Source organism: Sphingobacterium sp. InxBP1, assembly GCF_026191775.1.
Taxonomy (GTDB): Bacteria; Bacteroidota; Bacteroidia; order Sphingobacteriales; family Sphingobacteriaceae; genus Sphingobacterium; species Sphingobacterium thalpophilum.
On sequence record NZ_JAINDX010000046.1, the window covers coordinates 458,707 to 483,868 of the forward strand.

Annotated in this window: 19 protein-coding genes; 7 read left to right on the forward strand and 12 right to left on the reverse strand. The window is 44.8% G+C overall.

What is annotated here, in order from left to right:
• Positions 1-7 precede the first annotated feature (7 nt).
• A complete protein-coding gene (locus K7A41_RS14245; protein ID WP_265714221.1) occupies positions 8-2,887 on the forward strand; it encodes a PD-(D/E)XK nuclease family protein in 2,880 nt (959 codons plus the stop codon).
• Between the two features lie 129 nt (positions 2,888-3,016).
• On the opposite strand, the gene K7A41_RS14250 is transcribed toward K7A41_RS14245, so the two are convergent.
• The 3 genes from K7A41_RS14250 to K7A41_RS14260 all read right to left on the reverse strand — a co-directional run bounded on the left by K7A41_RS14250 (position 3,017) and on the right by K7A41_RS14260 (position 6,070).
• Positions 3,017-3,886, reverse strand: coding sequence for a cupin-like domain-containing protein (locus K7A41_RS14250; protein ID WP_028071834.1), 870 nt, complete (start codon positions 3,884-3,886; stop codon positions 3,017-3,019).
• Between the two features lie 430 nt (positions 3,887-4,316).
• Entirely contained in the window at positions 4,317-5,087 is a 771-nt protein-coding gene (locus K7A41_RS14255; protein ID WP_028071833.1) for a uroporphyrinogen-III synthase, read from the reverse strand.
• 11 nt (positions 5,088-5,098) lie between these two features.
• Entirely contained in the window at positions 5,099-6,070 is a 972-nt protein-coding gene (locus K7A41_RS14260; protein WP_265714222.1) for a DUF4271 domain-containing protein, read from the reverse strand.
• A 119-nt stretch (positions 6,071-6,189) separates the two neighbouring features.
• Between K7A41_RS14260 and K7A41_RS14265 the strand changes: the two genes are divergently transcribed.
• Positions 6,190-6,756 carry a DNA-3-methyladenine glycosylase I gene (locus K7A41_RS14265; protein ID WP_265714223.1) on the forward strand — a complete coding sequence of 189 codons (567 nt, stop codon included), beginning with the start codon at positions 6,190-6,192 and terminating at the stop codon, positions 6,754-6,756.
• A gap of 47 nt (positions 6,757-6,803) precedes the next feature.
• Here K7A41_RS14265 and hpt read toward each other — a convergent pair whose 3' ends face one another.
• Positions 6,804-7,343, reverse strand: a complete 540-nt coding sequence (hpt, locus tag K7A41_RS14270) for a hypoxanthine phosphoribosyltransferase (RefSeq protein ID WP_265714224.1) — start codon at positions 7,341-7,343, stop codon at positions 6,804-6,806.
• A 43-nt stretch (positions 7,344-7,386) separates the two neighbouring features.
• The gene (locus K7A41_RS14275; RefSeq protein ID WP_265714225.1) at positions 7,387-9,603 is read right to left on the reverse strand and encodes a biosynthetic peptidoglycan transglycosylase; all 2,217 of its coding nucleotides are present in this window, start codon (positions 9,601-9,603) and stop codon (positions 7,387-7,389) included.
• A gap of 194 nt (positions 9,604-9,797) precedes the next feature.
• Here K7A41_RS14275 and K7A41_RS14280 point away from each other — a divergent pair, with 194 nt between their 5' ends.
• Positions 9,798-10,859, forward strand: a complete 1,062-nt coding sequence (locus tag K7A41_RS14280) for an Mrp/NBP35 family ATP-binding protein (protein WP_028071830.1) — start codon at positions 9,798-9,800, stop codon at positions 10,857-10,859.
• Between the two features lie 174 nt (positions 10,860-11,033).
• Here K7A41_RS14280 and K7A41_RS14285 read toward each other — a convergent pair whose 3' ends face one another.
• The 5 genes from K7A41_RS14285 to K7A41_RS14305 form a co-directional block, all read right to left on the reverse strand.
• On the reverse strand, positions 11,034-11,801 hold the full coding sequence (locus tag K7A41_RS14285; protein ID WP_265714226.1) for an exodeoxyribonuclease III: 768 nt from the start codon (positions 11,799-11,801) through the stop codon (positions 11,034-11,036).
• A gap of 30 nt (positions 11,802-11,831) precedes the next feature.
• Positions 11,832-12,590 (reverse strand): peptidylprolyl isomerase, encoded by a 759-nt coding sequence (locus K7A41_RS14290; protein ID WP_265714227.1) that lies wholly within the window; start codon positions 12,588-12,590, stop codon positions 11,832-11,834.
• Between the two features lie 3 nt (positions 12,591-12,593).
• Positions 12,594-12,941: a hypothetical protein gene (locus K7A41_RS14295; RefSeq protein WP_028071827.1), complete on the reverse strand. Its 348-nt coding sequence runs from the start codon at positions 12,939-12,941 to the stop codon at positions 12,594-12,596.
• Positions 12,942-13,115: 174 nt separating this feature from the next.
• Complete coding sequence (locus K7A41_RS14300; RefSeq protein WP_028071826.1) at positions 13,116-13,556, reverse strand: low molecular weight protein-tyrosine-phosphatase; 441 nt, start codon at positions 13,554-13,556, stop codon at positions 13,116-13,118.
• 192 nt (positions 13,557-13,748) lie between these two features.
• Positions 13,749-15,299, reverse strand: a complete 1,551-nt coding sequence (locus K7A41_RS14305; protein WP_028071825.1) for a Do family serine endopeptidase — start codon at positions 15,297-15,299, stop codon at positions 13,749-13,751.
• A gap of 232 nt (positions 15,300-15,531) precedes the next feature.
• Here K7A41_RS14305 and dapF point away from each other — a divergent pair, with 232 nt between their 5' ends.
• Entirely contained in the window at positions 15,532-16,311 is a 780-nt protein-coding gene (gene dapF / locus K7A41_RS14310) for a diaminopimelate epimerase (RefSeq protein WP_028071824.1), read from the forward strand.
• Positions 16,312-16,405: 94 nt separating this feature from the next.
• Positions 16,406-19,291 carry a DEAD/DEAH box helicase gene (locus K7A41_RS14315; protein WP_265714228.1) on the forward strand — a complete coding sequence of 962 codons (2,886 nt, stop codon included), beginning with the start codon at positions 16,406-16,408 and terminating at the stop codon, positions 19,289-19,291.
• Between the two features lie 513 nt (positions 19,292-19,804).
• Here K7A41_RS14315 and K7A41_RS14320 read toward each other — a convergent pair.
• The gene (locus K7A41_RS14320; protein ID WP_265714229.1) at positions 19,805-20,626 is read right to left on the reverse strand and encodes a helix-turn-helix transcriptional regulator; all 822 of its coding nucleotides are present in this window, start codon (positions 20,624-20,626) and stop codon (positions 19,805-19,807) included.
• Positions 20,627-20,871: 245 nt separating this feature from the next.
• Between K7A41_RS14320 and K7A41_RS14325 the strand changes: the two genes are divergently transcribed.
• On the forward strand, positions 20,872-21,921 hold the full coding sequence (locus tag K7A41_RS14325) for an HlyD family secretion protein (protein ID WP_265714230.1): 1,050 nt from the start codon (positions 20,872-20,874) through the stop codon (positions 21,919-21,921).
• Positions 21,922-21,927: 6 nt separating this feature from the next.
• Positions 21,928-23,505 (forward strand): hypothetical protein, encoded by a 1,578-nt coding sequence (locus K7A41_RS14330; protein WP_265714231.1) that lies wholly within the window; start codon positions 21,928-21,930, stop codon positions 23,503-23,505.
• A 60-nt stretch (positions 23,506-23,565) separates the two neighbouring features.
• Here the strand turns inward: K7A41_RS14330 and gltX are convergent, their stop codons facing one another.
• Positions 23,566-25,086: a glutamate--tRNA ligase gene (gene gltX / locus K7A41_RS14335; protein ID WP_265714232.1), complete on the reverse strand. Its 1,521-nt coding sequence runs from the start codon at positions 25,084-25,086 to the stop codon at positions 23,566-23,568.
• Positions 25,087-25,162 lie beyond the last annotated feature (76 nt).

Genomic DNA, 25,162 nt, shown 5'->3' on the forward strand with positions numbered 1-25,162 from the left:
ATTCACGATGCAGACAGCCTTTTTAAAATTAGTAGCAGAAGATATCAAAAGACGTTTCGGCAACGATCTGAGCGAGATTGCCATCGTGTTTAATAACAAGCGGCCCATCACCTACCTCAAAAAACACCTAGCCGATGTATATGGGCAGGCGATCTGGTCCCCACAGTTTTTTACTATCCAGGAATTTTTCAAACGGTCGACAGAGGCAACCGAGGCCAGTCCATTGGGCCAGTTTTTCCTGCTCTTCAACATCCACAATGAGCTCCTGGCGGCAGAAGGCAAAGAAGCAGAGACCCTGGAAGAATTTTACCCTATTGCAGAAATTATATTAAGCGATTTTGGGCAGCTGGATTATGACCTCGTTCCGATCCAGCAGATCTATATGGAGCTCTACGACAATACGAAAATTGATATTGCATTTCAACACCTGACGCCCGAACAACAGGGCTTTATACGGCAGTTCTGGCAGGCCTTCTCGATTGCAGGGCATAGCGGTGTGCAAGAGCGTTTCCTACAGCTCTGGAAACGGCTTCCTGTATTATACGACCGTTTCAAGGAAAGACTAAAATCACTAAATCAGACCAATTACCCCACCATATACCGGGAGCTGGCCGAAGGCAGGGCCGCAGCGCAAGACTTTATTGCCTCTTTTCAGCAGGTTCTATTCGTCGGCTTTAACGCCCTGAATAAAGCGGAGGCCAAACTCTTCAAGCAATGGCAGGAGGAAGGACGCGCACTATTTTACTTTGATGCGGATGCTTACTATCTGGAAGACAACATGCAGGAAGCCGGCTTGTTTATCCGCCGAAATATCTTCCAGACCGGATTGGTCAATGCGCTGGGTGACAGCCCGAATATCATTGGCAATAGAACTTCCACGGTAAATCTGTATGCAAGCACCGGCAAAATAAGCCAGACAAAGTTGCTGTATGATATTCTACAAAGCCAGCATTCGGAAGATAAAACAGCAGCCATCTTACTTGCAGACGAAAATCTGCTGGTCCCATTGCTGCAGAGCTTACCGGATGTCAATCCCAATATTACGACCGGATACCCGCTGACACAGTCCCCCATATACGGTATACTGGACCTGTGGATGGAGGTACACCTTGAGATCTCTCAATTCAAAAGGCGTAAGATCTCTTATCAAATTGTCGAGACCTTTATCAATCATCCCCTGACATTGGTTCCGCTACAGGATAAACTAAAGATACAAAAGGAAATTGCGGACAAACAGCTATTTGAAATCCCGCTGGAGGAATTGACATTCAAAAGCTGTCTGCCCCGATTTTTTGTCCCTATTGCCGATGCCGCTCAGCTGATCCCCTCGCTTGTCCAAATAATCGAGGATCTGCTGCACAGCATTTCCTCCCAGGAACGCATCCGCCAGATTGACAACAACCTCCTGATGGAGACCAAGAAAACACTGAACCAGCTGCTGCTGGGATTCGAGACACTTGCTCCTTTAAGCATCAGTTTTCAGATCGGCCTAATCAAAAAAGCCATTTCGCCGATAAATTCAGCCATCGAGGGTGACCCGCTCAAAGGAATACAGATTATGGGGCTGCTCGAAAGCCGCTGTTTAAACTTTGACAACGTCTTTATACTGGGAGCCAACGAAGGCGTTTTACCCAAGACATCCAATTCACCAACCTTTATCCCCAATAGCTTAAGGAGCGCCTACGGCCTGCCGGTACTAGAAAATCAGGACGCTTTGTCGGCCTACCTGTTTTACCGGCATTTTCAGTACAGTGAAGGGATACATATTTTTTATAACGGCCTTGTGGATGAGAGCTCAACAGGAGAAGAAAGCCGATTTATCAAACAGCTCGAGTTTGAAAGCAAGTTTCGTTTCGAACGGAAGGTGCAACAGCAGCCAATTCAATTTGCAGACAAAGCAGCAGAGATCATTATCGAGAAAAATGGACCAGTATGGGATAAGATGTACGAGGACTTTATTGTGCATCAAAAAAGAATATCGGCAACAGCCTTGACGGCCTATCTACAGTCTCCGTTACAATTTTTCCTAAAACATATCGCCAATATAAAAGAGCCGCCTTCCATTTCACAGGAGTTTGAAATGAACAAGCTTGGAACGGTCATCCACAATGTCATGGAAAAGATATTCCTACCCTTCAAAGGGCAAGAAAATTTCACATCCACAGCAGTTCTTCGCCGGCACCTCGACCAGATAGAACCTTTTGTCATCCGCGAAATTGGCCTCCAATACCAGACAACTGTCGAAGGGATTGGAGATTTGAATAGCTTGCAACGGATTATGCTCAAGATCGCCAGTGAGTATGTGAAAATGTATCTTGAGCACGACATCAGTAATTACAAAGCGTTCCGCATCATCGAACTGGAGAATGATACAGACTATGTACTGCCCTTTCCCATTACAGTCGACGGAAAGGAAGCACAGGTGACACTATACGGTATCATCGACCGTGTGGATGAAGTCGTCACGCATGACGAGCGTATCATTAGCCGGATTGTCGACTATAAGACCGGTGGCGACTCCGTCACGTTCAAAGACATACAACAGGTATTTGGGCCTAATACGGAAAATAAAGCGATGGTACAGACCTTGTTTTATGCCTATGTTTTTGAACAAAAAACAGGTCGGAAGGCACTTGAGCCACACTTGTATGTCGCAAGGAAGATGAGGGAAGAAGGTACCTTATTCCATGGAAAGGAAGGTGTTCTAACCGCTGAGTTTTTGGCATTCCAGAAGGATAATTTTGTCCAATTTCTGCGAAATATACTCAACGAAATTTTTGATCCGGCAATCCCCTTTAAACATCATCCGGATGCGGTCATCTATCCAAGTGATCCCTATACGCTCTTCTATAGGGACGCGAGCAAAAGCCCCGAAGCCGAAGAATAGAACGGGCGCATCACGTTAGGAGGCTCGGCCACCAAATAAAGGGCTGAAAAGCAAAACGACGTATCCGAAGAATTTTAGGTTATCGAGAAACAAAAAGAGGCATCCGAACTTTCTGGATACCTCTTTTTGTTAACGTTTATTTCTTTTGATCGCATTATTTGCGCGGCGTTTGGCGGTATTGATTTTATACTTGAACCAATGTTCCTTGAAGATCTTCCGCATCGTATTATCAAAATGCCTTGTGATAAAGAGATTACGGGCACCCTTGAGCTTTTCACTGATGGAATTGGCAAGGGCCCTTACCGAAATGGAGTACCCTTCGGTTTCATACTGAATATAGTGCCACCAACCGGCCGGCATATATAAGGTTTCTCCGGGGTGGATCACGGCTTCATAGCCCTCCAGATACTTAATGCCCGGAAACTCCTCTTCGTTGCTGTATTTCGGATTGGCAATGCTATGAAAGTTGTACGGCAGTTTGTACATCAGATCCGACTGATCGTTGGGGAAAAGCCAAATCCGTTTGAGCCCCTGAAACTGCGATATAAACACGTGCGACATGTCGATATCAAAGTGATTTCTGGTGCTTGAACCTTCTCCGCCAAAAAACATGAATGGCAACCATTGCAAGACTTTACCACCAGTGACGTCATTGTAAATCACGTCCTGTTTAAGTTCGGGCCTTATCTTGAGCAGATTGAACAGAAACAATCGCAATTCGGTTGGCTCTTTACTGATCAGATCCAAGTATTCTGCAAATGTCATTTGTCCAACTGGTGCGCTGGCAGCGCGGTCCATCGACTCTTCTTCTTTGCCGTAGACATCGATCTTAATATCCCCGGCAATCTCCTTAAAATAGTCATAATTCCATTTCTTCCATGCAGGACTATCAGCACTGATGAAATCTGTTATCACCACTGGAACTCCTGGTTTCAGATAGTTCTTTAAAAAGTCTTCTGGTTGAATGCCCGAAATTTTATCAACTTGCTTTAACTTCACGACTGACTAATTTTGCTTACTTACAAACATAAAAAATATTTCTGCCAAATTTTAAAAATAACGCATATAGCTTATCTTTAATTGGAACAAATAGTTCCGCCACAATTTAATAGAAATATAATTAAAATCTCAATGACATCCGTCACTTTTCTTACATTTTGACCCAAGCAGTTCCCTTCGTCCGCAAAATAAATAGTCCAATAAAGCGGCTATTCCCTGCAGATATCAACAGCAATGATAACCCGCTAAAGGCAATTTCCAGCTAATAATTGACCGTCCGCTGATAGATGCCTTAACGAAAACCGGATCAATAATAAGACCCAGGCCGTGCTGATACTTTAAATGCAAAACATGGATCAATGAACATGCTCAGGCAGAAAAAAAGGGTTTTAAAAAACCCTCTTCTATTTCTGGCCTTCATTAAAGGCAATTATTTGTTTACTTTTTTGATATAGTCTTCCACGGCCATAGTCATGCTTGGCGCTTTCGGCGTGGGCGCTGGAATATCCAAAATCAACCCATGATCCAAAAGAGCCTGTTGCGTCGAAGCACCAAAAGCGGCAATACGTGTATTATTCTGCTTAAAATCTGGAAAATTCTCATACAATGACTGAACGCTGGAAGGGCTAAAAAACACGATAATATCGTAAAATACGTCTTTTAGATCGCTAAGGTCGCTGACTACTGTTCTGAATAGAACTGCTGGTGTAAATTTATAGCCATTTTGCTGTAACCAGTTGCTTGTCTCTTCATTCGCAACGTCCGAACATGGGAACAGGAAGTTTTCAGTTTTGTGTTTTTTTAGCACCTCTTCCAAATCTTTGGCGGTCTGCTTTCCAAAGAATATTTTTCGTTTTCTATATTGAATATACTTTTGTAGATAGAGCGCGATTGTCTCCGAAATACAGAAATACTTCATGTCTGCCGATACCTCAAACCGCATCTCCTCGCATATCCTAAAAAAATGATCTACCGCATTTCTGCTCGTAAATATAACCGCAGTATAATCCGCTAAATTAATTTTATCCCTACGCACATCTTTGGCAGGAACTCCTTCTACGTGTATAAAACCTCGAAAGTCTAATTTTAACCCGTATTTCTTTGCTAAATCATAATAAGGGGACTTATCGTTTTCAGGTTTTGGTAAAGTAACCAGTACACTTTTTACCTTCTTTGCTCTTTCTACGTCTGAAGTTTGCATATTAACCAGTTTTAGCTCAATAATCTTAACAGTATTAATATTGGTGCTATTTCTAGGCAACAAAGGTACAAAATTAAATAGGAAATTGAAAATTTATACATTGACATAATATGAGCCGCCGTTTTGAGAAACCGGTACATAAACAGCAATATTGCTCCACCAATAGCGATATGGAGTACCACGCCTACCGTCGGTAAAGATACGAGGCTCAGGATCAGCAACACCGGCAACATTAAAAAAAGGGTGTTAAAGTAAATCAGATACAACACCGTGACATACTCCTTCACTAGCTTCCCGATTTCAAAAACAAAAGATAAAAATCGGATAAAGCCGATTTTCAATGCAAACAGCCCGCCGACCATACCGACGGTCTTGATATAGTTGGGGAATGTAATGAAATCAAAGCGGTTTAATTCATAAGCATAAAACAGACTCACAAACAACCCTATAGCCCCAGAAAACAGGATAAACAAAAATATAAACGGCCAGGAGGTCAGAATGGTGTCCTCTTTGCTCACCGAAAGCAACACCCGATCATCAAAATACCCTTGAAAAACCAGCTTAATATCCGAAGGGAAGAAGATGCGGATCAGGCCTACCCCAAAGATTAAGAAAAGACTGGTAAATAAAATCCAATTTTCCCGATGCGGCTTAGGCGTACCATACTGTCTTTCAAAAAGATTTTTCTCGGGCCTCTCGTGAAAATATTGCAAGACATCGGTACGATATATATTATGGACAAGCAGGTTGCCCCCTTTTATTGTAGTGATCTGATACTGCTTTTGAAACGCGGGATTCAGGGAAGCCAACACTTGCTGATTTGCGGAGGGAACGGAATCGGCCCGCAGTGTTGTACTATCCGGTAAGACCAAGCTGTCTGGGGCAGCCTTACGCTGTGCCCCTCGCTGTGCGTGGAGACCCGAGACAGAGAATACTAGTAAAAAGATAAATAGAATATGATATTTAAAGACGTTAACTTCCATTGAATACACTGTTTCTTTTCGGCGATGTAGAAAATCACAGGCCATTTAAACGCGAAACTCTTTTATGGTCGTAAAGTTAGGATAAAAAGTTATATTGCATCCAAAAATATTCAAGGAACATGCACAAAGAGCTAATACGCTGCCAGTGGTCAGGATCGGATAAGCAGTATATGGATTATCATGACAACGAATGGGGGCGACAGGTTAAAGACGATAAAACGTTATTTGAGTTTTTGATATTGGAATCGGCTCAGGCCGGATTAAGCTGGATTACAATTTTACGTCGGCGGTCAGCCTACAAAGAGGCTTTTTCAGACTTCGACGTCGATAAAGTGGCGGCCTATACCGCTCAGGATGTAGATGCACTCCTGCAAGACTCGGGTATCATCAAACATCGGAATAAAATTGAATCCACCATCACAAACGCGCAGTTGTTCAAAAAAGTGCAGGCCGAATTCGGCAGTTTTTACGACTATCTGTATACCTTTCTGCCGGAGGGACAGCCGATAATCAACCATTGGGAAAGTTTATCACAGGTTCCTGCGACGACAGCGATCTCCGATAAGATCGCAAAGGATATGAAAAAAAGGGGATTCCGGTTTTTCGGTTCCACGATCTGTTATGCCTATATGCAAGCCGTAGGCATGGTCAATGACCATATTGAAAGCTGTTCATTTAAATTTTAATTGATCCGCCTAAGATTTCTTCCGCATCCCTGGATGTGGAAGAAATCTTAGGCGGGCACATTTTTATAGATGTCGGGAAGATTACGACAAAGGCCATTATAGTCCATACCGTACCCGACGACAAACTCCTTGCTAATTTCAAATCCGACATAGGTCAGCTCTTCGAAATGATATTGCAGTGCTTCGGGTTTCACTAGCAGGGCACAGGCAATGACACTCGCCGGATTTAAACGTTTTACAGCATCCAGCGTATGTTTCAGTGAATGACCAGAATCGACAATATCCTCCACGATAATGACATCGCGTCCTTCCAGATCGACACCGAGACCCAAAAGTTCATTCAGCTCCGATTGGCCGGTACCTATATAAGAAGCCAGTTTAATGAAAGACATCTCACAGGGCACTTCGATCTGTTTCAAGAGGTCGGCCATAAACATAAAGCATCCATTTAATACGCCGATAAAAACAGGCTGCTTATGCTCATACCGCAAACTAATATCTATTCCCATCAGACGAACCCGTTTCTGAATCTGCTCTTCTTCAAATAGTGGTTCAAAAACCAATCCGTCAATTTCAATTTTTTTCATTCTATTCTGATTTTCATCGTCGATGAGAACCCAGGTTCTCTATTTACTCTTCCCGTTTTTGCTCGCGTTTGGAGTCCTTGTTATCTTCACTGTTGTCCTTCCCCTCTTTCTCCTCTTTGTTGCGCCCCAGTAAGCGGTCAAACAACGACCGTTTGGGTTTTTCTTCTTCAGCTGACGCCTCCTGTCCCTTTTTTGTCAGGGGCATCTTTTTCAGATTTTGAGGGACGGATACACTTTCCAGGCTGCTCGCCGGCGTACCGCCGCCAAGATCGTCAAACAACAGCGGATCCTCTCCCATGTCTATCGTTTCTACGGAGTCTGCGACCGCAGGTCTCGGCGGGCGCAAGTGCGGCTGCAGCAGCACCTCATAAAAGCCATAATTGGACGTAGTTGAATCCACACCGATCTGCCCTGTTTTGGTCATAATATGACCGTAGGTATTGAAATAGCGCAGCATATTTCCTTTCAGGTGGCCTGTCCAGTCGAAAAAGTTCAGCCCTTTTTTCGGGCGCGGAACAATACTAGATAAAAAGATGCTCTCCCCTAGCCCCAATTGTGCTGGCGTCTTTCCAAAATAATAACGGGCTGCCTCGGTAATACCGTATACATTATTGCCCCATTCAATGACATTCAAGTAGACTTCGTACATCCGTTTTTTGCTGACCTGCTGAGAGCGTTCCATCAGCCAGACCAACAAGATCTCTTCCAGCTTCCGGACCACCGTCTTATTGCGGTTTAAAAACACGTTCTTAACCAATTGCATAGAGATTGTACTGGCTCCACGTTTAAAACCTTTTTCTTTGATGTTTGTCACTATCGATAGCTTGAAAGCTTTTTCCTCAAACCCCTTATGACGGAAGAAAAACGGATCCTCGGTGTTGATCAAACTGATCTGCATATAACGGGATATCTGATCCAGCGGCGTGAAGTTGGGATTCTGAGGCCCTACAACGATTTCGCGCATAGGTTTGCCGTCTTCATAGGCGGTATACGTAAAAGGTGTATTGAGCATTGCTATATTAGCCTCGCCCCACTTGATCACGCGGAGGTCCTTATCGTCCATCTTAGAAGAGAAAAGCAGGTTCTCCGGCCGCTTCAGCTGTAGGGCAAAATTCAGGTCATATTGGATGTGTCCCTCAACCTGAATGCCATTCAGACCGGGAAATAAGCCCGTCGGCATCGCGTCGAAAAAATCCTGCGCTTTTATTCTTTCGGTATGGATAGCCAGGAAAATCTCCTTCTCCGGCTTATGCACGTACTTTACATAGGGCGAAAACACGAAGTCTTTGACCTGAACAGTGCTTTCCTTACTGATTTCCATAGAAGACGCACCGATATTGAGGCTTCCCTGCATGGTCGCTTCGGGAAAAATCACATCGTTACTGGATATGCGCCAGTGATTAAGCTTGAGGTTCTTAAATCCCCATTGACCATGCAGCTCCAGCAATTCTTTATTCCGCCGCTGCGCCTTGTCCAGCCGAAAGGAGATTTCATCAAAACTCACGGCAAGACCAAACTTCCGCTGCAAAAGGGGAAGGTTTACTTCTTTTTTGTCCGAAAATAAGCGCAAATCACATTCTTGATTATCCGAATCTATTGTTCCGGTAAGATTCCATGCGGCCTCATGGTCATTTAAGAGAAATTTCGATTCCAGATCGCCACCATCGATCACAGCCGATGGAACGACAATACGCTGCGAGGTGCTATCGTCCCGGTAAGAAAGCTCAAAATTTTTAAGATCTAAATCGTTGGGCACCTTAAAAAACACATTCTTGAGCAACCGGTCCGCCAGCGCCGCCAGATTCTGCTTTGGATTGTCATTTTCCACGGTATCTTTTTTCTGCTTCTTGAACAGAAAGTCATAATTGCTTATCGAGTCTTTCTTGACCAATGACACCATACCATTGTCCAAGATCACCTGCCCCAGCTTAACATCCCCAAAAAGAAGAGGCCATAGCTTAACCGACACCGTCAGGTCGTCAATTTGCGCCAAAGGTGCGCGATTTCTGGGTAGTAGCTGTATATTTTTAAACTGTACAGCGTTCATACCCTGAAAAGCGTAATATTGGATTTTCAGGTCCATATCATACTTTTCCAGCAACTTGGCCTTCGCTTTATTGATTGCGCCCATGAGCATGCTATCCCTCTTTTGATAGGCATAGGTTCCAACCACGACAACCAAAATCAAGAAAACAGCAAAAGTTATATAAAGCCACCGCCACTTGCGGGACTTCAGAGATGTTATAAACCGATTGGACATAAATACAATTTAATGCAAATCCATGCATATCAACAGTCAAACTTAGATAAATTTGCTTTTATATACAATTATAATTGCGCGCAAACGACCGACCAACTGGCACCACTGGTCTTCGGCCATTAAAAACAAACAGATGACAGGAAATTGCGCCGCATTGAGTAGCTTTGTATTCCATGATTTCAAATGAATACTAGATGGTTACCAAAGAACAAATATTAAACGCATTATCCTATGTTGAAGAGCCTGATTTAAAGAAGGATCTTGTAACATTGAATATGATTCAGAATATTCAGATTGAAGAGAATAAAGTGAGCTTCGACGTCATATTAACCACGCCTGCCTGTCCATTAAAAGATCATATCGAACACGCCTGCCGAAATGCCATTACACATTTCGTTGACAAAAATCTTGAGGTATCGATCAATATGACTTCAAATGTCATTGCAAGGCAGGGAGCGCAAGTCGCTGGCATCAAAAACATTATTTTGGTGGCATCCGGCAAAGGCGGCGTCGGCAAATCTACCGTTGCGGCCAATTTAGCACTGGCTTTACAGGCGAAGGGAGCTAAAACAGGCTTGCTGGATGCGGATATCTATGGCCCCTCCCTACCAATTATGTTTGGTCTGGAAGGCGCCAAGCCGGGATCTGTTGAAATGCCGAATGGACAGGTAAAAATAGAGCCTTTGGAAAAATTCGGCCTAAAACTATTATCCATAGGCTTTTTCACTGATCCCAATCAACCGATTCCGTGGCGTGGCCCAATGACAACATCGGCCATCAAGCAACTTTTCAATGATGCCAACTGGGGCGAACTGGACTATCTGATCGTAGACATGCCGCCGGGGACCGGAGATATCCACATTACCGTATCTCAGACCTTCCCGATTGCCGGAGCCGTTATTGTCACGACACCACAACATGTGGCCCTGGCCGACGCTGTGAAGGGTATCGGCATGTTTCTGATGGACAGCATCAATATTCCCTTATTGGGGGTAGTGGAAAATATGGCCTATTTTACACCAGCAGAACTGCCAGACAACAAATACTATATTTTCGGGAAAGACGGCGGAAAGCGTTTGGCCGAAGAATATAAAGTGCCGTTTTTGGGTGAGATCCCCTTGCTGAAAGGGATATCTGACGCCGGAGACAACGGCTTTCCGGTCGCGATAGATGCCGAAGACCCTGTTACAAAGTCCTTCCTGTCCATTGCGGAGAAAGTTGCACAGCAGCTGTCCATTATCCACAGCCGTGGCTAGCTATCGGACAGTACAGAAGCTCTGCAATCTGTAGACATAAATCGGTCATGCTCACGCGAGCGTGCAACGGTGTTCGCAGCACCCTGTGTTCTGTCAGGCCAATTAGAACAACAGTTCAAATAAAAAAAGCTTTCGTGATCGCGAAAGCTTTTTTTATTCGAGGAATACCTTGACCTATACATCAAGTTCCAATAGCACAGGACAATGGTCCGAATGCACGGCGTCCGCCAAAATTTTTGACGTACGGATCCGTGTCTCCAAAGGCTTTGACACCATATTATAATCGATGCGCCAGCCTAAGTTGCGTGCCCGCGCTCCGGCGCGGTAGCTCCACCAGGTATAGTGATGAGGATCTGGATTCAGGTGGCGAAAAGAGTCAATATAACCCGAGTTGATGAAATTTTCCATCCATTCGCGCTCTTCAGGCAGGAATCCCGAAGAATTTGCATTGGACTTTGGATTATGGATATCAATAGCACGATGGCAGATATTATAATCCCCACAGACAACCAGATTTGGCTTCTCGACCAGAAGCTTATCACTATATTGTTGAAAATCGTCCAGAAAGCGGTATTTAAATTCCTGCCGCACATCGCCGGTTGTACCGGACGGGAAATAGGTGCTCATCACCGAAACCTGATCGAAATCAGCACGGATGATACGACCTTCAAAGTCATAGTCTTCATGACCGCAACCATATTCGACATGTGCGGGAGATATCTTGGTGAAGAGAGCGACACCACTATACCCTTTTTTCTGTGCTGGATACCAGTAATGTTCATAGCCCATCTCTTCCAGCAGTACCACTTCCGGTATCTGATCTGGAGAGGCCTTGATCTCCTGAAGACACACAACATCCGCATCCACGCCCTTGAGCCATCCCAGCCAGTCCTTCTTTAGCGCTGCACGCAGCCCGTTCACATTATACGTTACTATTTTCATTGTTTAGATAGGGGTATTGGATTTAACAAATTAATAGTCCTTTGAGGAGAAAAGATCACCGATTTTGGTAAAGAACCCCGTCTTCGGTTTGAGTCCCTGTAACTCACGTTCCAGATTCAAGGCTTCACGCCTTGCCAGTACGTGCATGCTCATCTTTTGATCCACTTCTGGCCGGTCATGTTTATCAGTCTTCACAGCCGCTATTTGGTCGATGATATCCACGCCTTTCACAAGCTCTCCAAAGACGGTATAGTTCCAGTCCAGATGAGGTGTTCCGCCGATGGTGGTATAAGCCTGCCGTTGCAGGTCCGAGAATTTCTTCCCGTTCATCCGCGTTTTCTCCAGACGGTCCAGGTCCTCTGCGGTGAATACTTTGCCTTGAACCAGGTAAAACTGAGAACCCGAAGATGCCTTTGCCGGATTATTGTCACGGGCGGCACCTATCGTACCTTTCTTGTGAAACAGCCCATCCTGAATTTCCGCCGGAATGGTATAGCCCGGACCACCATTACCCAGCTGCGCTCCACCCACAGCATTTTTTGAGTCCGGATCGCCGCCCTGAATCATAAAGTTCTGGATAACCCGATGGAAAAGCATACCATCGTAATATTTGCTTTTCGCAAGCTTTACAAAGTTGTCCCGGTGTTTGGGCGTCTCATTGTAGAGGCGCAGTACACAGGTCCCCTTGTCGGTGACGATCTGCACATATTTATAAACAGGTGTGGCCGCAAAAGTGAGTGTATGCAGTAAGCAACAAACGGCTATCAGAGAAACTTTTAAAAATCTCATGTTTTAAATGACGTTTAATTCTTCAAAATAATCAATAATCAGGGATTTGATGATAAGCTCCTGTTCCAACAGGGTATAATTGGGGATAGGTTTTACCAGTTCCCAATGTGGCCAGCCCTGTTCATCCAGACCTTTTAGGCTATAGAATCCCATAGCACTAAAAAGCCGACAAGTCGCAATATGCATCAGCTCTTCCTTCTCCCTCTTCGAGAAGTTTTGGGGCCCCTTCCCCAATTCCTGTACACCAATAAGGAATAGACAGACCTTGATGTCAGGTTTTTCCATATCAAATAAAGAAGCTATTTCCGCCTGTAGAATAGCCCACTTCTTGTTTACTTCTGCTGCTTTCATTTTATTTTTTTAATCAGTCAGGATGTGTTGATCCGAACATACAACATACGCACAACCGCCGTTCAGTGCAGCATGCAGTGGATATAACCACCTGTCATCCCGGTATAGCCCCGTTCGGCAATTATCGAACAAAATAATATTAATTTGTCGATGTCGAGGTAATATGAATGTCATTTAGGCCAAAGATAGTTCCGCAATTACTTCCTCACAACGCTGATTGATCATCTGAAAAACCGGATCAAATAGCTGGTCGTCAAAATAGGGATCCGGCACGATATCATCGTTTAAGAACAGCCTGACCTTGTTGAGGTCTTCCTGATTCTCCGCTTGCGCGCATACGTCCGCAAAATTTTGCCGGTCCATCACAAAAATATAATCATACTCCTGAAAAAAAGCCGGGTTAAAATGCCTCGCCCGCTGCGCGGATATATCTACGCCATATTTTTTGGCGACGGCAATGGCCCTACGGTCTGGCGCTTCGCCGATATGCCAATCACCGGTACCGGCGGACTCAATCACCCAATTCAGCTGTTTATCTTTTACTTTTTGTCTCAATATTCCGTGAGCCAGCGGCGAACGGCAGATATTTCCCAAACAAACCATTAAAATTTTCATTCCTATATTTTTTTAATTGTTGTAGCCAACACAACAGCACCCCCCGACTTCCTGATACCGGATCATTCGGCTGTGACCTGTTTTAATTACGCAAATTAACTAAACTTAAAACCATTAAAAGAAAAAAAGGTGGCCTAACCGGACGGTTAGTACCACCTAAACTATATTAATCAACCAATTCTTAATTCAGTTTTAGTACTCTACAGGGAAGCTCAATTGAACTGTACCGCCTTGAGGAGAAACACCTTTCAGACGTACAATATTACGTTGAGTTGCACCTAAAGCCATTTCAACATCGTCCACACTATTCACGGGTTTGCCATTGATTTCTGTGATGACAAGACCGCGTTCCACACCGAAATAGTCAAAGATACCACCACGGTTCACTTGCGTAACGACTACACCAGAATTTATGCCCAGTTCCTTTTTCTTAGCTGCTGATGCAGGAATGAAACTAGCCCCCAGTTTATTATAAATTTCAGTTGCGCTCTTCGAAGCTTTACCACTTGGGCCTGCAGACTTCACAGATTCCTCACCTTTCAAGGTTAAAGCAACCTGTTTTTCCTTACCATCGCGTTTGTAGGTGATATTGACTTTATCTCCCGGACGTAGACGGCCGATCGTTTCACTCAATACTGGCGAACCGGTAATCACTTTGCCATTGATTTTAGTTAAGATATCACCTTTCTTGATACCTGCAGCTGCTGCCGCTCCTCCACTAACCACATCCTCCACATACAGCCCGTTGATATCCGTAATACCTTTCTCTTCAGACAATTCAGGCGTGATCGGTCTATAGCTGACACCAATATAGCCGCGTTTAACATTGCCGAACTCGACAAAGTCATCTACGATCTTCTTCACCAGATTGACCGGGATGGCAAAACCATAACCGGCATATACACCCGTTGGAGAAGCGATGGCTGAGTTAATACCGATCAGCTCACCGGAAGCATTGGTCAACGCTCCGCCACTATTACCTTTGTTGATTACCGCATCGGTCTGGATAAAGGATTCAATGGCCGAACTTACCGGAATCTGATCCTGCCCGCCACCGAAGGGGTTACCGCGTTGCTGTCCTTCTCTAAGGATACCGATATCACGGCCTGTAGCACTGACGATACCGGCCGTCACGGTGGACTGAAGCCCAAGCGGATAACCAAATGCCAGCACCCATTCACCGACATTGACATTGTCTGAGTTACCTAGCTTCACCACAGGAAGACCTTTGCCGGCCACTTTCAATAGGGCAATATCGGTATTGGGGTCACGACCGATTAACTTTGCTTCAAAACTACGTTTATCTGTCAGAACCACTTCGATTTTGTCTGCATCTTCGACCACGTGATTGTTTGTAACGATGTAGCCATCATCCGAAATGATGACACCCGAACCGGAAGCCTGTACAGGCTGCGCCTGCATCTGGCGGCGTCCACCACCTTGTGGCATACCGAAGAAATCCTCGAAAAAGTCAAACGGAGATCCCTGCTGTTGCTGTGATCCTTTTCTGGTATATGTCGTTTTGATATGTACTACACCCGGCGATACCGCAGCGGCGGCCTGTGTGAAATCAGGATTGCCTGTCGACGACATCACTCCTGTTGGATTATTGGCAAAATAAACTTTCTGTCTGTCTTCAAAAGACCTCACATCAATTTTTTTATTTTCAATAAGCTTGTAACCACCTAATGCTACTGCTCCACCGAAAACAGCTGTTAATAGCGTTAAACCGACCTTATTCATAAACTTATATCTATTTTTAAAATGTCTTAATATAAAGCTGATAATTTTTGCTCTTAAAATTACCGATTTTATTCGGATATGTTCAAATGTAATACCATTTCAAAACCTTCGGAAAATACGGCACGTTAAAAAATGTTAATTGGTAGACAAATACAATCATTTTAACAATTCTTAACTTTATATCGTTTTTTTGTAACAAAAAAACGTATTTTTGTTACTATAAATCAAGGCAATGGCATCGAAAATAAGATTTTCAAAATATCAGGGAGCAGGAAACGATTTCATTTTGATAGATAATCGCAACCAATCGTTTGACCGCGCCGACGAGGCGCTGGTAGCGAAGCTGTGCGACCGCCGTTTTGGCATAGGCGCAGATGGTCTGATGCTGCTTCAGGAGAAGGAAAATTATGATTTTGAGATGGTATACTACAATGCAGACGGCCGTGAAGGCAGTATGTGCGGCAATGGTGGCCGTTGTATAGTCGCCTTCGCGCGCGATTTGGGAATCATTACTGACAAAACTGTCTTTTTGGCAGTCGACGGCATACATCATGCTACCTTATCTCCCGATTTGGTCGATTTACAGATGATCGACGTCGACAGCTTCCAGCGTGATGGTGAAGCTTACATTTTACAGACAGGATCACCACATTATGTAGACTTCGTCACTGACTTACAGAAAAAAAATGTCTTTCAGGAGGGTTCGGCCATCCGCAATAACGATACCTACAAAAAAGAAGGGATCAACGTCAACTTCATCGAAAAAGAAGGCGAAGGCTATTTTCTCCGTACCTTTGAGCGTGGAGTGGAAGACGAAACCTATGCCTGCGGTACTGGAGCCACAGCAGCGGCAATGGCCGTAGCCCTGCAGCAAAATCTCGAAGGAAATATTCATATACCTATCCGTGTTCTGGGAGGACAGCTCTATATATCATTTCACAAAAAAGGAACACAGTTTACCAACGTCTTTCTCAAAGGACCGGCAGAATTTGTCTTTGAGGGTACTTTTTAATCCCTATTTTTTAAAATTTCATCGGAAAAATTGCGGTTAATGCTATATTTTATTGTATATTAGAAACCTTTATTTACAAGGTCCGCTATATTTAATGCAACAGTCAAAGTCATTTCCAGTATATAAAATTGTTTATTCTATCTGTGAGCATCCTTATTTAGGGTATCTTATTGAACCTCACATGGTTCAACTCAATCCCAATGGGACATACTCTTTGCGATATCAACGGATATTCAGCAATACCGTGGATGCTTATGCGGCTGAACTGGACGAAACCGACTACAAACTTATCCGGCTGCTGGACCAGATCGAACAGACCAATCTCATAAAAAAATATTATAAGAAAGCAATCCGGCCCGTGGATTTCTTCTCCAAGGTTTTTGATAAAAAATTGTACGATGTCCTGCGCCCAAAGATCGATGAGAAGATGATTCAGGTTTTTGAAGCCATCGGGCACAAGCCTCTCTTTATGATGAGCAAGGATGGCTACCCGGCAGATCAGGAAATCAAACTGGCGACATCCGCAGCATCCATACTCTTCCATTTCCGCCGGAATGAAGAGGAAACCCGCTACTTTCCGACGATCAAATACGAAGACCAGCGATTGGAGTTCATGTTTAAAAATGCCATCGTGCTCACTAACATTCAGGCTTGGCTACTGTTAAACAATACGCTGTATTACTTTGATCAGCCTTTGGAGGGCAAAAAATTAAGCCCTTTTCTCAACAAGAGATATATTTCGGTTGGCCGAAGCACCGAGAAGAAGTACTTTGAAACGTTTGTCTGTGGATTGATTGAACGCTATCATGTCTATGCCGAAGGTTTTGATATCCGGACGCACCAACATGAGGCCGTACCACTGCTGCGGCTGATCTATATCGAACATGGCGCCTCGCAACTGCAGCTGCAATTTCAATATGGTCCCCATATCTTTACTGCAGGGGCAGAGAATAAAGTAACCGTACGGATGGAATACGATGAGGCAAAAGACCACTACGTATTTCACCGTGTCAAACGTTCCCTTCAATGGGAAACGCAGCAGCAGGCCCATCTAAGCGCACTGGGACTCGAAACGGCCGACCGACAGCTTGGATTACTAACACCTGCCGCCACATCCGGAAAACCGGTCAGTGTATTTGACTGGATGAACGCCCATCAGCAAGAGCTACAAGCTTTAGGCTTCCAGATCGTACAGGGGCATGAGGAAAAACGCTTTTTCATCGGGCACACTTCATTGGATATTTCTATCGATGAAGAAAATGACTGGTTTGATATCCGTGCTATTGCCAAGTTTGGCCCGTATGAAATACCATTTATCCAGCTCCGAAACCATATCTTAAATAATATCAAGGAATTTACGCTGCCAAATGGCGAGATTGCCATGATTCCCGAAGAATGGTTTGCGCAGTACAACCATCTTTTTCAGTTTTCGACAGACAAGCACGAGCTGAAGCTGAATAAGGTGCACATCGGCCTGCTTTTCGAAATCAGCGAGCATACACAGTTGGTGTTTAACCGAAAGTTGCAGAATCTGGCCAATTTTGAAGAGATTGTGGACATTCCCGAACCAAAACATTTCAAAGGCCATCTTCGCCCCTATCAGAAGGCGGGTTACAACTGGTTTAACTTCCTAAAACAATATAAATTTGGCGGCTGTCTTGCCGACGATATGGGGCTTGGCAAGACCGTCCAAACGCTCGCCCTGCTACAACAACAAAAAGAAGAACGGCACAATGATGAGCAAGTTAACACCTCGTTGCTGGTACTGCCGACCTCCTTGGTATACAACTGGCAGAAAGAAGCTCAGCAATTTGCGCCACAGCTTAAAATACACCTGCATACCGGCAACAACCGCATCAAAGACACTTCATTCTTTGCCAACTATGATCTAGTGATCACGACCTACGGCATCGTGCGCATCGATGAGGACATCCTCAGCAGCTTTTATTTTAACTACATCATTTTAGATGAAAGTCAAAATATCAAAAACCCAACATCAAAATCGTTTAAGGCCATAAAAAGTCTTAAAAGCAAAAACAAACTGGCTCTGAGCGGTACACCTGTCGAAAACTCTGTTTCCGACCTATGGGCGCAGATGCATTTTACCAATCCCGGATTGCTGGGCAGCTACACCTACTTCCAGAAGGAGTTTGTACATCCGATCGAAAAGAAAAAAGATGAGGAAAAGGCACAGCGGCTGCAAGCCATTGTCAAACCCTTTATCCTTAGACGTACAAAAGACCAGGTTGCCACGGAGCTGCCTCCCAAGACAGAGCAAGTGTTGTATTGTGAAATGACAGACAAACAAGCCGAACTGTATGAAACTGTCAAATCAGAATATCGAAATGCCATTCTGGATGGGCAGATGGACAGCAAGCCGAAGTCCTCACAAATTGCGCTGCTGCAGGGACTCACCAAACTGAGACAGCTGGCCAATCACCCGAAGATGGTGGATGAAAACTTTATCGGCGATTCCGGAAAATTCGAAGCCGTTATCGACACCCTTGAAATGGTGATGCGCAGAGGAAACAAAGTCCTCATCTTTTCGCAGTTTGTCAAACAGCTCAATATCTTTAGGCAATATTTCGATAAGAAGGGCACCAATTACGCTTATCTCGACGGGGGAACCAAAAACCGGGATGAAGCCGTGTCCCAGTTCCGAAAAAATAACGACACCAAGTTATTTTTGATATCGATCAAAGCAGGCGGTGTTGGCCTCAACCTGATCGAGGCCGACTATGTGTTTATCCTGGACCCTTGGTGGAACCCCGCAGTGGAGCAGCAAGCCGTAGACCGCTCCCATCGGATCGGTCAGACCCGCAATGTATTTATTTATAAGTTTATCAGCAAAGATACTGTGGAAGAGAAAATACTTGCACTGCAAAACAAAAAGAAGTCCATCGCACAGAGCCTGATCACCACTGAAGAAAGTTTCATTAAATCGCTTTCTCAGGAAGATCTGCAGGAGCTTTTGGCCTAGGTGATCAGCTGTTTATGACAGCTGATCCGAAAATCATCGGTCATAAACAGATAGCAGTTTGTCTCAGACGCTTTACAAGCCAACATACACTCCCTATATTGTATCGCGAACACAGAGCAGTTTATGGCAAAGTGTATGACATCTGCAATCTTGTGCTATGCATCGATAACAGACTGCATGCTGTTTTACATAGACTTCCTGCAGTTTGTCACCAACTCCCCCTCATATCCTGCAAACGTCTGGTAGTTGAGTGGTAACATACAGCAGTTTGCCCCTCTCTACAGGTACTTAGCCATAAACTACCATCACTTGAATCTGAACTTATAACCGTCTACCAACAACAACAAGGTGTTCAGATCAAAATGGTAACAGTCCATGACAAACTGTTAGCTGTTTATGCTAACAAAAAGGCCCAGACCTTCTGACAGAATACATGAGCTAAAAAATTCCCGTCGTCATAAGATGACTGAAATGCCCATTTAAGGAAAGCGATGTCAACGTAACCCTCCAGGGTTATTTGTAAGCATTAATTTTTGACATATAGACCGAAGGTCGGATTCCAGTCACCCGTGTAAAGATATTGCTGAAAGACGAAAGTTCATTATAGCCTACCCGAAAAGCAATCTCAAAGATAGAATAAGTATTCTCCGACATCAGTTCTAGCGCTTTCGAAATACGTATAGCTCTTAGAAAACGGATATAACTGATGCCCATATCCTCTTTAAAAAGCCGTGATAACGAACGGCTGCTCATACCAAACCGCGCCGCTACCTGTTCTATTGTAAACGACTTGTCGATGTTCGCATTCAGGTACCGGGCGATACTCCGGAGCTTTTCACTTTTAGGATAGGGATGCTGCATGGGAAAAGCATCTATCGGACTGCTCATTTCCGGAATAATGGCTTTCATCGCACGCAGCAAACAGTATTTCGCATAATCGTTCTGCGCATGAATGCCGCCTGTCCAGTCCCGGGCAAACAAAAACATCTCGTGCATCAGATCGTTACTCAGAAATATACCGGGCTTTGCTAAAACACCGGCTTCATGCGCATCCGTTTTGAAGTAGAAACTGTACAAATGGATATGCGAGCTGGAGCTTTCAAGATGGTACACGGTATCCGAAGGAATCCACATATAAAACCTTCCCGGAAGATACCAATGCTTTTCCGCAGTAAAAATATGGATGATCCCGCCTTCAGCATATAATAATCTCGCTTTCCGATGCCTGAATTCCCGCGAATCTATGCGATCCACATAGTTATGGTCCACATAAAAGTCATATTCGTCAGCATCAATAGCCGCAAGTTGTTCCCGATTCATTAATCTAAGATACATTTTTTTCAAAATGGCGCAAATGAACAAATTTTGGTCCGACTATACAAAATGATATGGATGCACCTTACTGTATCTTTGTACGCGGCCTTCTCCATGCATCTTATACGCTTCACACCGTTATATCCCCCAGTTTCTTCATCGTAGCGGACCAGTGCAGATTCATACCGACAATGGTCAACAGGGGATTTCGGTGTAATACTTGGAGCGTCAGAATACAGAGAGGTCTAAAATAGATTGATATCATCATGAGTAAAAAGGAAAAAATAGAAAAGGCAGCTGGGTTCAATAAACTTCTCGTTGTATTTGCCATTGCCCTGCTTTTGGTTGGTATAGGCATACTCATTAACCATCTGATGTTTACCAGCCGGCACGTAACGACCAATGACGCGCAGGTCGATCAATATGTAACGCCGGTCGCCAGCAGAATCCCCGGATTTGTGAAAGAGGTACGGTTCGAGGAAAACCAATATGTCCATCGTGGGGACACGCTGGTCATCATCGATGCAGGCGAGTACCAGACCAAGGTAGCCATGGCCAGCGCCGAATTGCGCAATAGCCAGCAGAACGCCGAAGTCATCGCCAAAAATGTACATGTTACCGCCAATAACATTTCAGTGCAAAAGGCGAAGCTAGAAGCTGCAAAGGTCAGCGTGTGGCAGACCGAACAAGATTATAACCGCTATAAAAGCCTACTTGAAGCGGATGCTGCCACCAGGCAGCAATATGATCATGCGAAAGCTGCATACGATATGGCGTTGGCCCAGCTCCACACCAGTCAGGAGGAATACAACGCTGCTTTATTAAGTACCAGTAAGGACAAGGCTAGTCAGCTGCCCGCCAAGGCCAATATCGATCTGAAAAAGGCTGCCCGCGACAATGCGGCCCTATTCCTCTCCTATACCGTAATCACCGCACCTTATGATGGATTTGTCGGCAAAAGATCTATCCAGCCGGGACAGTTTGTGAAAGAAGGGCAGACCTTGGTCAATGTCGTCAGTGAAGAGAAATGGATCAACGCCAACTTCAGGGAGACACAGATCGAAGATCTGATGGAAGGAACTGAAGTGATCATCCAGGTGGACGCATTTCCAAAAATGCATTTTAAGGGAAAGATCCACTCGTTTTCCCCTGCCTCGGGTTCCAGATTTTCAGTCATTCCACAGGACAACGCAACGGGTAATTTCGTCAAGATCGAACAGCGTATCCCGATCAAAATCGTCTTCTTACCACAGCAGAATATATCAAAACTGCGTGCAGGCATGAACGTGGTTGTGCACGCCATTCATCAATCCTAATGAATCATGAGCGCAGACAAATCATTATATTATGGCTGGGTACCTGAGTGGATAAAATTGCCGCTGATGATCCTGGCGATGTTTCCACATCTTATGCTACTGACGTTATTCCACTCCAATACTGCTTTTACAGCTTCGGCCTTAGGCATTGAGCTGGAAGACATCCAATACTTTCTTTCGTTGATGTATGGCGCTGTGGTGGTAGCGCTGTTGACTTTCCAGCGGTTATTTTCTTATTTCAGAGTGCGGACATATATTCTGTTGAGCTGTTCGATCTCTATCCTTATCTTATTGGGTATTTCATTAACGAGAGATCCTTTCGTCATTGGTGTGCTCCGTGTTGCCGAAGGTATTTTCTGCGTGCTCGAGGGAGCTTGCTTCCTGCCCCTGGTAATGATGCAGATCAAACACCCTAAAAGCCGGACTATCGCCTACTTTCTCTTATATACCTTCATGCTGACAGGCGGGACCATAACAACCTCCCTGCTTAAAGAGAGCATTATGGACTATGGTTGGGAGGATATGATCCGGGTAGTTTTTTACTGGCATCTGATTGTCATCGCCATTGCAGTTGTTTTCCTGAACAACAATCGATTAAGCAGAAAATTCCCTCTTTATCAGATCGATCTCGCAAGCTGTCTTTTCCTCTTACTATCGCTCAGCTGTGGTGCATATGTGCTGATTTATGGGCGCAAATATTATTGGTTTGCGCATGGTAGTATTATCGTCAACTCGTCCCTGTTCCTTATTTTTGGTGCCCTATTTGTTCTCAAACAATCTCTGGTTAAACGCCCGCTGTTCCACTTTGATGTGTTACGGTACAGAAATATCTTGTATGGTACCCTGCTCTTCGCCCTTTTTTATATCATTCGTAGCGGCCTCAATAATGTGTATACGGTGATGGCCTCCGTCTGGAAATGGCCGTGGCATTACGTCGTTGATATTCAATATATCAATGTCGCCGGCACGATCATAGGGGTCGGCAGTTCGGGCCTGCTGTTGCTAAAAGACGTTAGCCCAAAATATATTTTTGGACCGGGTTTCCTGCTGCTGACAGCTTCCTGTTTTCTGTTTGTTCCCGCATTCTATCCCGACACCACAATGACGACCGTAGGCCTTCCCCTATTCATCCAAGGGGTAGGACAAGGTTGGCTTTTTACGCCCCTTGTCATCTATATTTTGACAGGTGTCGCTTCACATCACGTCGGCAATGCAGGACTGATGGGCACAACTGTGCGGTTTTGGAGCACAAATATGGGTTTCGCACTGATTCAAAACCTCAGTTATACCTTCAATCAAAAACATTTCGTGCAGCTCGAACAGACGCTGAACAGCAGCAACCCGATCATCGGATCCTATTGGGAAACGCTGGTACTCAACTATAGCGGTACTTATGGTGACAACCTTGCCAGGCTTCTGGCCACGAAAAAACTGGGTGCTACAGTAAGCCAGCAAGCTTCTTTGCTCAGCAATATGGAGATATTTACTTATCTGGGCATATTAGGGGCAGCGGTTACCTGTACGATTTTTCTGCTTGGCCCTGTTAAAACACTTTTCATGCGGCTGCGGCTGCCCTATTTATAAAAGAAGGCTGTTGCATTTCAGTTTGCAACAGCCTTCCGATAAGATATATGATGAGGTAGCTTAAGCTCCAAATTCAACAAGTGCTTTTCGGATGCGCGCCACCACTTCCTGCTGTCCCAATAACTCGACGATCTGGAATACATCAGGACCAAATTTACCGCCCACCAGCATAACCCGGAACGGCATCATTAATTCGCCAATTTTCATACCCGAAGCCTGAATGGCATCTTTGAAGAAAGCTTCCAGAGCAGGTGCTTCCCAATTGCCAAAATTTTCAAATGACGGAATGATATTTTCAAAAAATGCTGTTTTCTCCGCAGACCATTTTGGCTTCACGGCATTCAGATCATATTCAGCTGGCTGCACGAAAAAGAAAGAAGCCTGTGCCCAAAAATCTTCCACAAAGGTCAGACGCTCCTTAATGGCATCCAGCACACGTCCAATATAGCCATCTTCGGCGTCAACCTGATGATGGGCCAACACCTCTTTGACCTGCGGCAGCAGGCTTTCGCCTGAAGAACGCTTGATCCATTCGTGATTAAACCATTTTGCCTTTTCAAAATCAAACTTCGCCCCAGCCTTGCTGATACGGTCTACACTGAATTTTTGTATCAGCTCGTCGAGCGAGAACAGCTCCTGTTCTGTACCATCGTTCCAGCCCAACACCCCCAACATATTGACAAATGCCGCGGCCATGAAGCCCATTTCACGAAATCCTTTGGTGGTGTCCCCAGATTTAGGATCCGTCCAGTTCATGGCATAAACCGGGAATCCCAGACGGTCGCCGTCACGCTTACTCAATTTCCCATTTCCATCCGGTTTGAGGATCAATGGCAAATGAGCCCATGCAGGCATGCTGTCGCCCCAGCCCAGGTACTCCCATAGTAATATATGGATCGGAGCCGAGGGTAACCATTCTTCACCACGGAAGACATGAGATATCTCCATAGCCTTGTCATCCACCACGACCGCCAGATGGTAGGTGGGCATGCCGTCTGCTTTGAGGAGTACCTTATCGTCAACCAGATTGGTATCAAAAGCCACTTTCCCACGGATCATATCGGTAAACGTGACCGTCTCATCTGTAGGAACCTTTATCCGAATTGTATACGGCGCGCCGGACTCCAATAATTGTTGAGTTTCAGTTTCACTAAGGCTCAAAGAATTGCGCAGTTGCAGCCTGTTTTCGTGGCTGTAGCGGAAGTTAGGCTGCAGCTTCCGCTGCTCCTCCAGTTCCGCAGCTGTATCAAAGGCGTAGTAAGCATAGCCCCCAGCAACGAGTTGTTCGGCATATTGACGATAAGCTGGTTTCCTTTCACTCTGCCGATAAGGACCATATTTCCCGCCCTTTGAAGGGCTTTCATCCGGTGTCAGGCCACACCAAGCCAGACATTCGTTGATATACTCTTCCGCTCCGGGCACAAAACGAGTCTGATCCGTATCCTCGACACGTAAAATAAAATCTCCCTGATGCTGACGCGCATAGAGAAAATTAAATAACGCTGTACGTACGCCTCCAAGGTGCAAACCACCCGTGGGACTAGGTGCAAAACGCACTCTTACTTTTCTTTCTGAACTCATGCCGCAAAATTACCACAAAAATTTTGATTTGGACATCAGGACACCTCCCAAGCTGAAATAAAAGTGCAGAAAACAG

Excerpts from the sequence above, each read along its gene's own strand:
- K7A41_RS14245 (WP_265714221.1), top strand. The coding sequence starts at position 8 with ATGCAGACAGCCTTTTTAAAATTAGTAGCAGAAGATATCAAAAGACGT.
- K7A41_RS14255 (WP_028071833.1), bottom strand. The coding sequence starts at position 5,087 with ATGCAAACTTCAGACGTAGAAAGAGCAAAGAAGGTAAAAAGTGTACTG.
- K7A41_RS14260 (WP_265714222.1), bottom strand. The coding sequence starts at position 6,070 with ATGGAAGTTAACGTCTTTAAATATCATATTCTATTTATCTTTTTACTA.
- K7A41_RS14265 (WP_265714223.1), top strand. The coding sequence starts at position 6,190 with ATGCACAAAGAGCTAATACGCTGCCAGTGGTCAGGATCGGATAAGCAG.
- hpt (WP_265714224.1), bottom strand. The coding sequence starts at position 7,343 with ATGAAAAAAATTGAAATTGACGGATTGGTTTTTGAACCACTATTTGAA.
- K7A41_RS14275 (WP_265714225.1), bottom strand. The coding sequence starts at position 9,603 with ATGTCCAATCGGTTTATAACATCTCTGAAGTCCCGCAAGTGGCGGTGG.
- K7A41_RS14280 (WP_028071830.1), top strand. The coding sequence starts at position 9,798 with ATGGTTACCAAAGAACAAATATTAAACGCATTATCCTATGTTGAAGAG.
- K7A41_RS14285 (WP_265714226.1), bottom strand. The coding sequence starts at position 11,801 with ATGAAAATAGTAACGTATAATGTGAACGGGCTGCGTGCAGCGCTAAAG.
- K7A41_RS14290 (WP_265714227.1), bottom strand. The coding sequence starts at position 12,590 with ATGAGATTTTTAAAAGTTTCTCTGATAGCCGTTTGTTGCTTACTGCAT.
- K7A41_RS14295 (WP_028071827.1), bottom strand. The coding sequence starts at position 12,941 with ATGAAAGCAGCAGAAGTAAACAAGAAGTGGGCTATTCTACAGGCGGAA.
- K7A41_RS14300 (WP_028071826.1), bottom strand. The coding sequence starts at position 13,556 with ATGAAAATTTTAATGGTTTGTTTGGGAAATATCTGCCGTTCGCCGCTG.
- K7A41_RS14305 (WP_028071825.1), bottom strand. The coding sequence starts at position 15,299 with ATGAATAAGGTCGGTTTAACGCTATTAACAGCTGTTTTCGGTGGAGCA.
- dapF (WP_028071824.1), top strand. The coding sequence starts at position 15,532 with ATGGCATCGAAAATAAGATTTTCAAAATATCAGGGAGCAGGAAACGAT.
- K7A41_RS14315 (WP_265714228.1), top strand. The coding sequence starts at position 16,406 with ATGCAACAGTCAAAGTCATTTCCAGTATATAAAATTGTTTATTCTATC.
- K7A41_RS14320 (WP_265714229.1), bottom strand. The coding sequence starts at position 20,626 with ATGTATCTTAGATTAATGAATCGGGAACAACTTGCGGCTATTGATGCT.
- K7A41_RS14325 (WP_265714230.1), top strand. The coding sequence starts at position 20,872 with ATGAGTAAAAAGGAAAAAATAGAAAAGGCAGCTGGGTTCAATAAACTT.
- K7A41_RS14330 (WP_265714231.1), top strand. The coding sequence starts at position 21,928 with ATGAGCGCAGACAAATCATTATATTATGGCTGGGTACCTGAGTGGATA.
- gltX (WP_265714232.1), bottom strand. The coding sequence starts at position 25,086 with ATGAGTTCAGAAAGAAAAGTAAGAGTGCGTTTTGCACCTAGTCCCACG.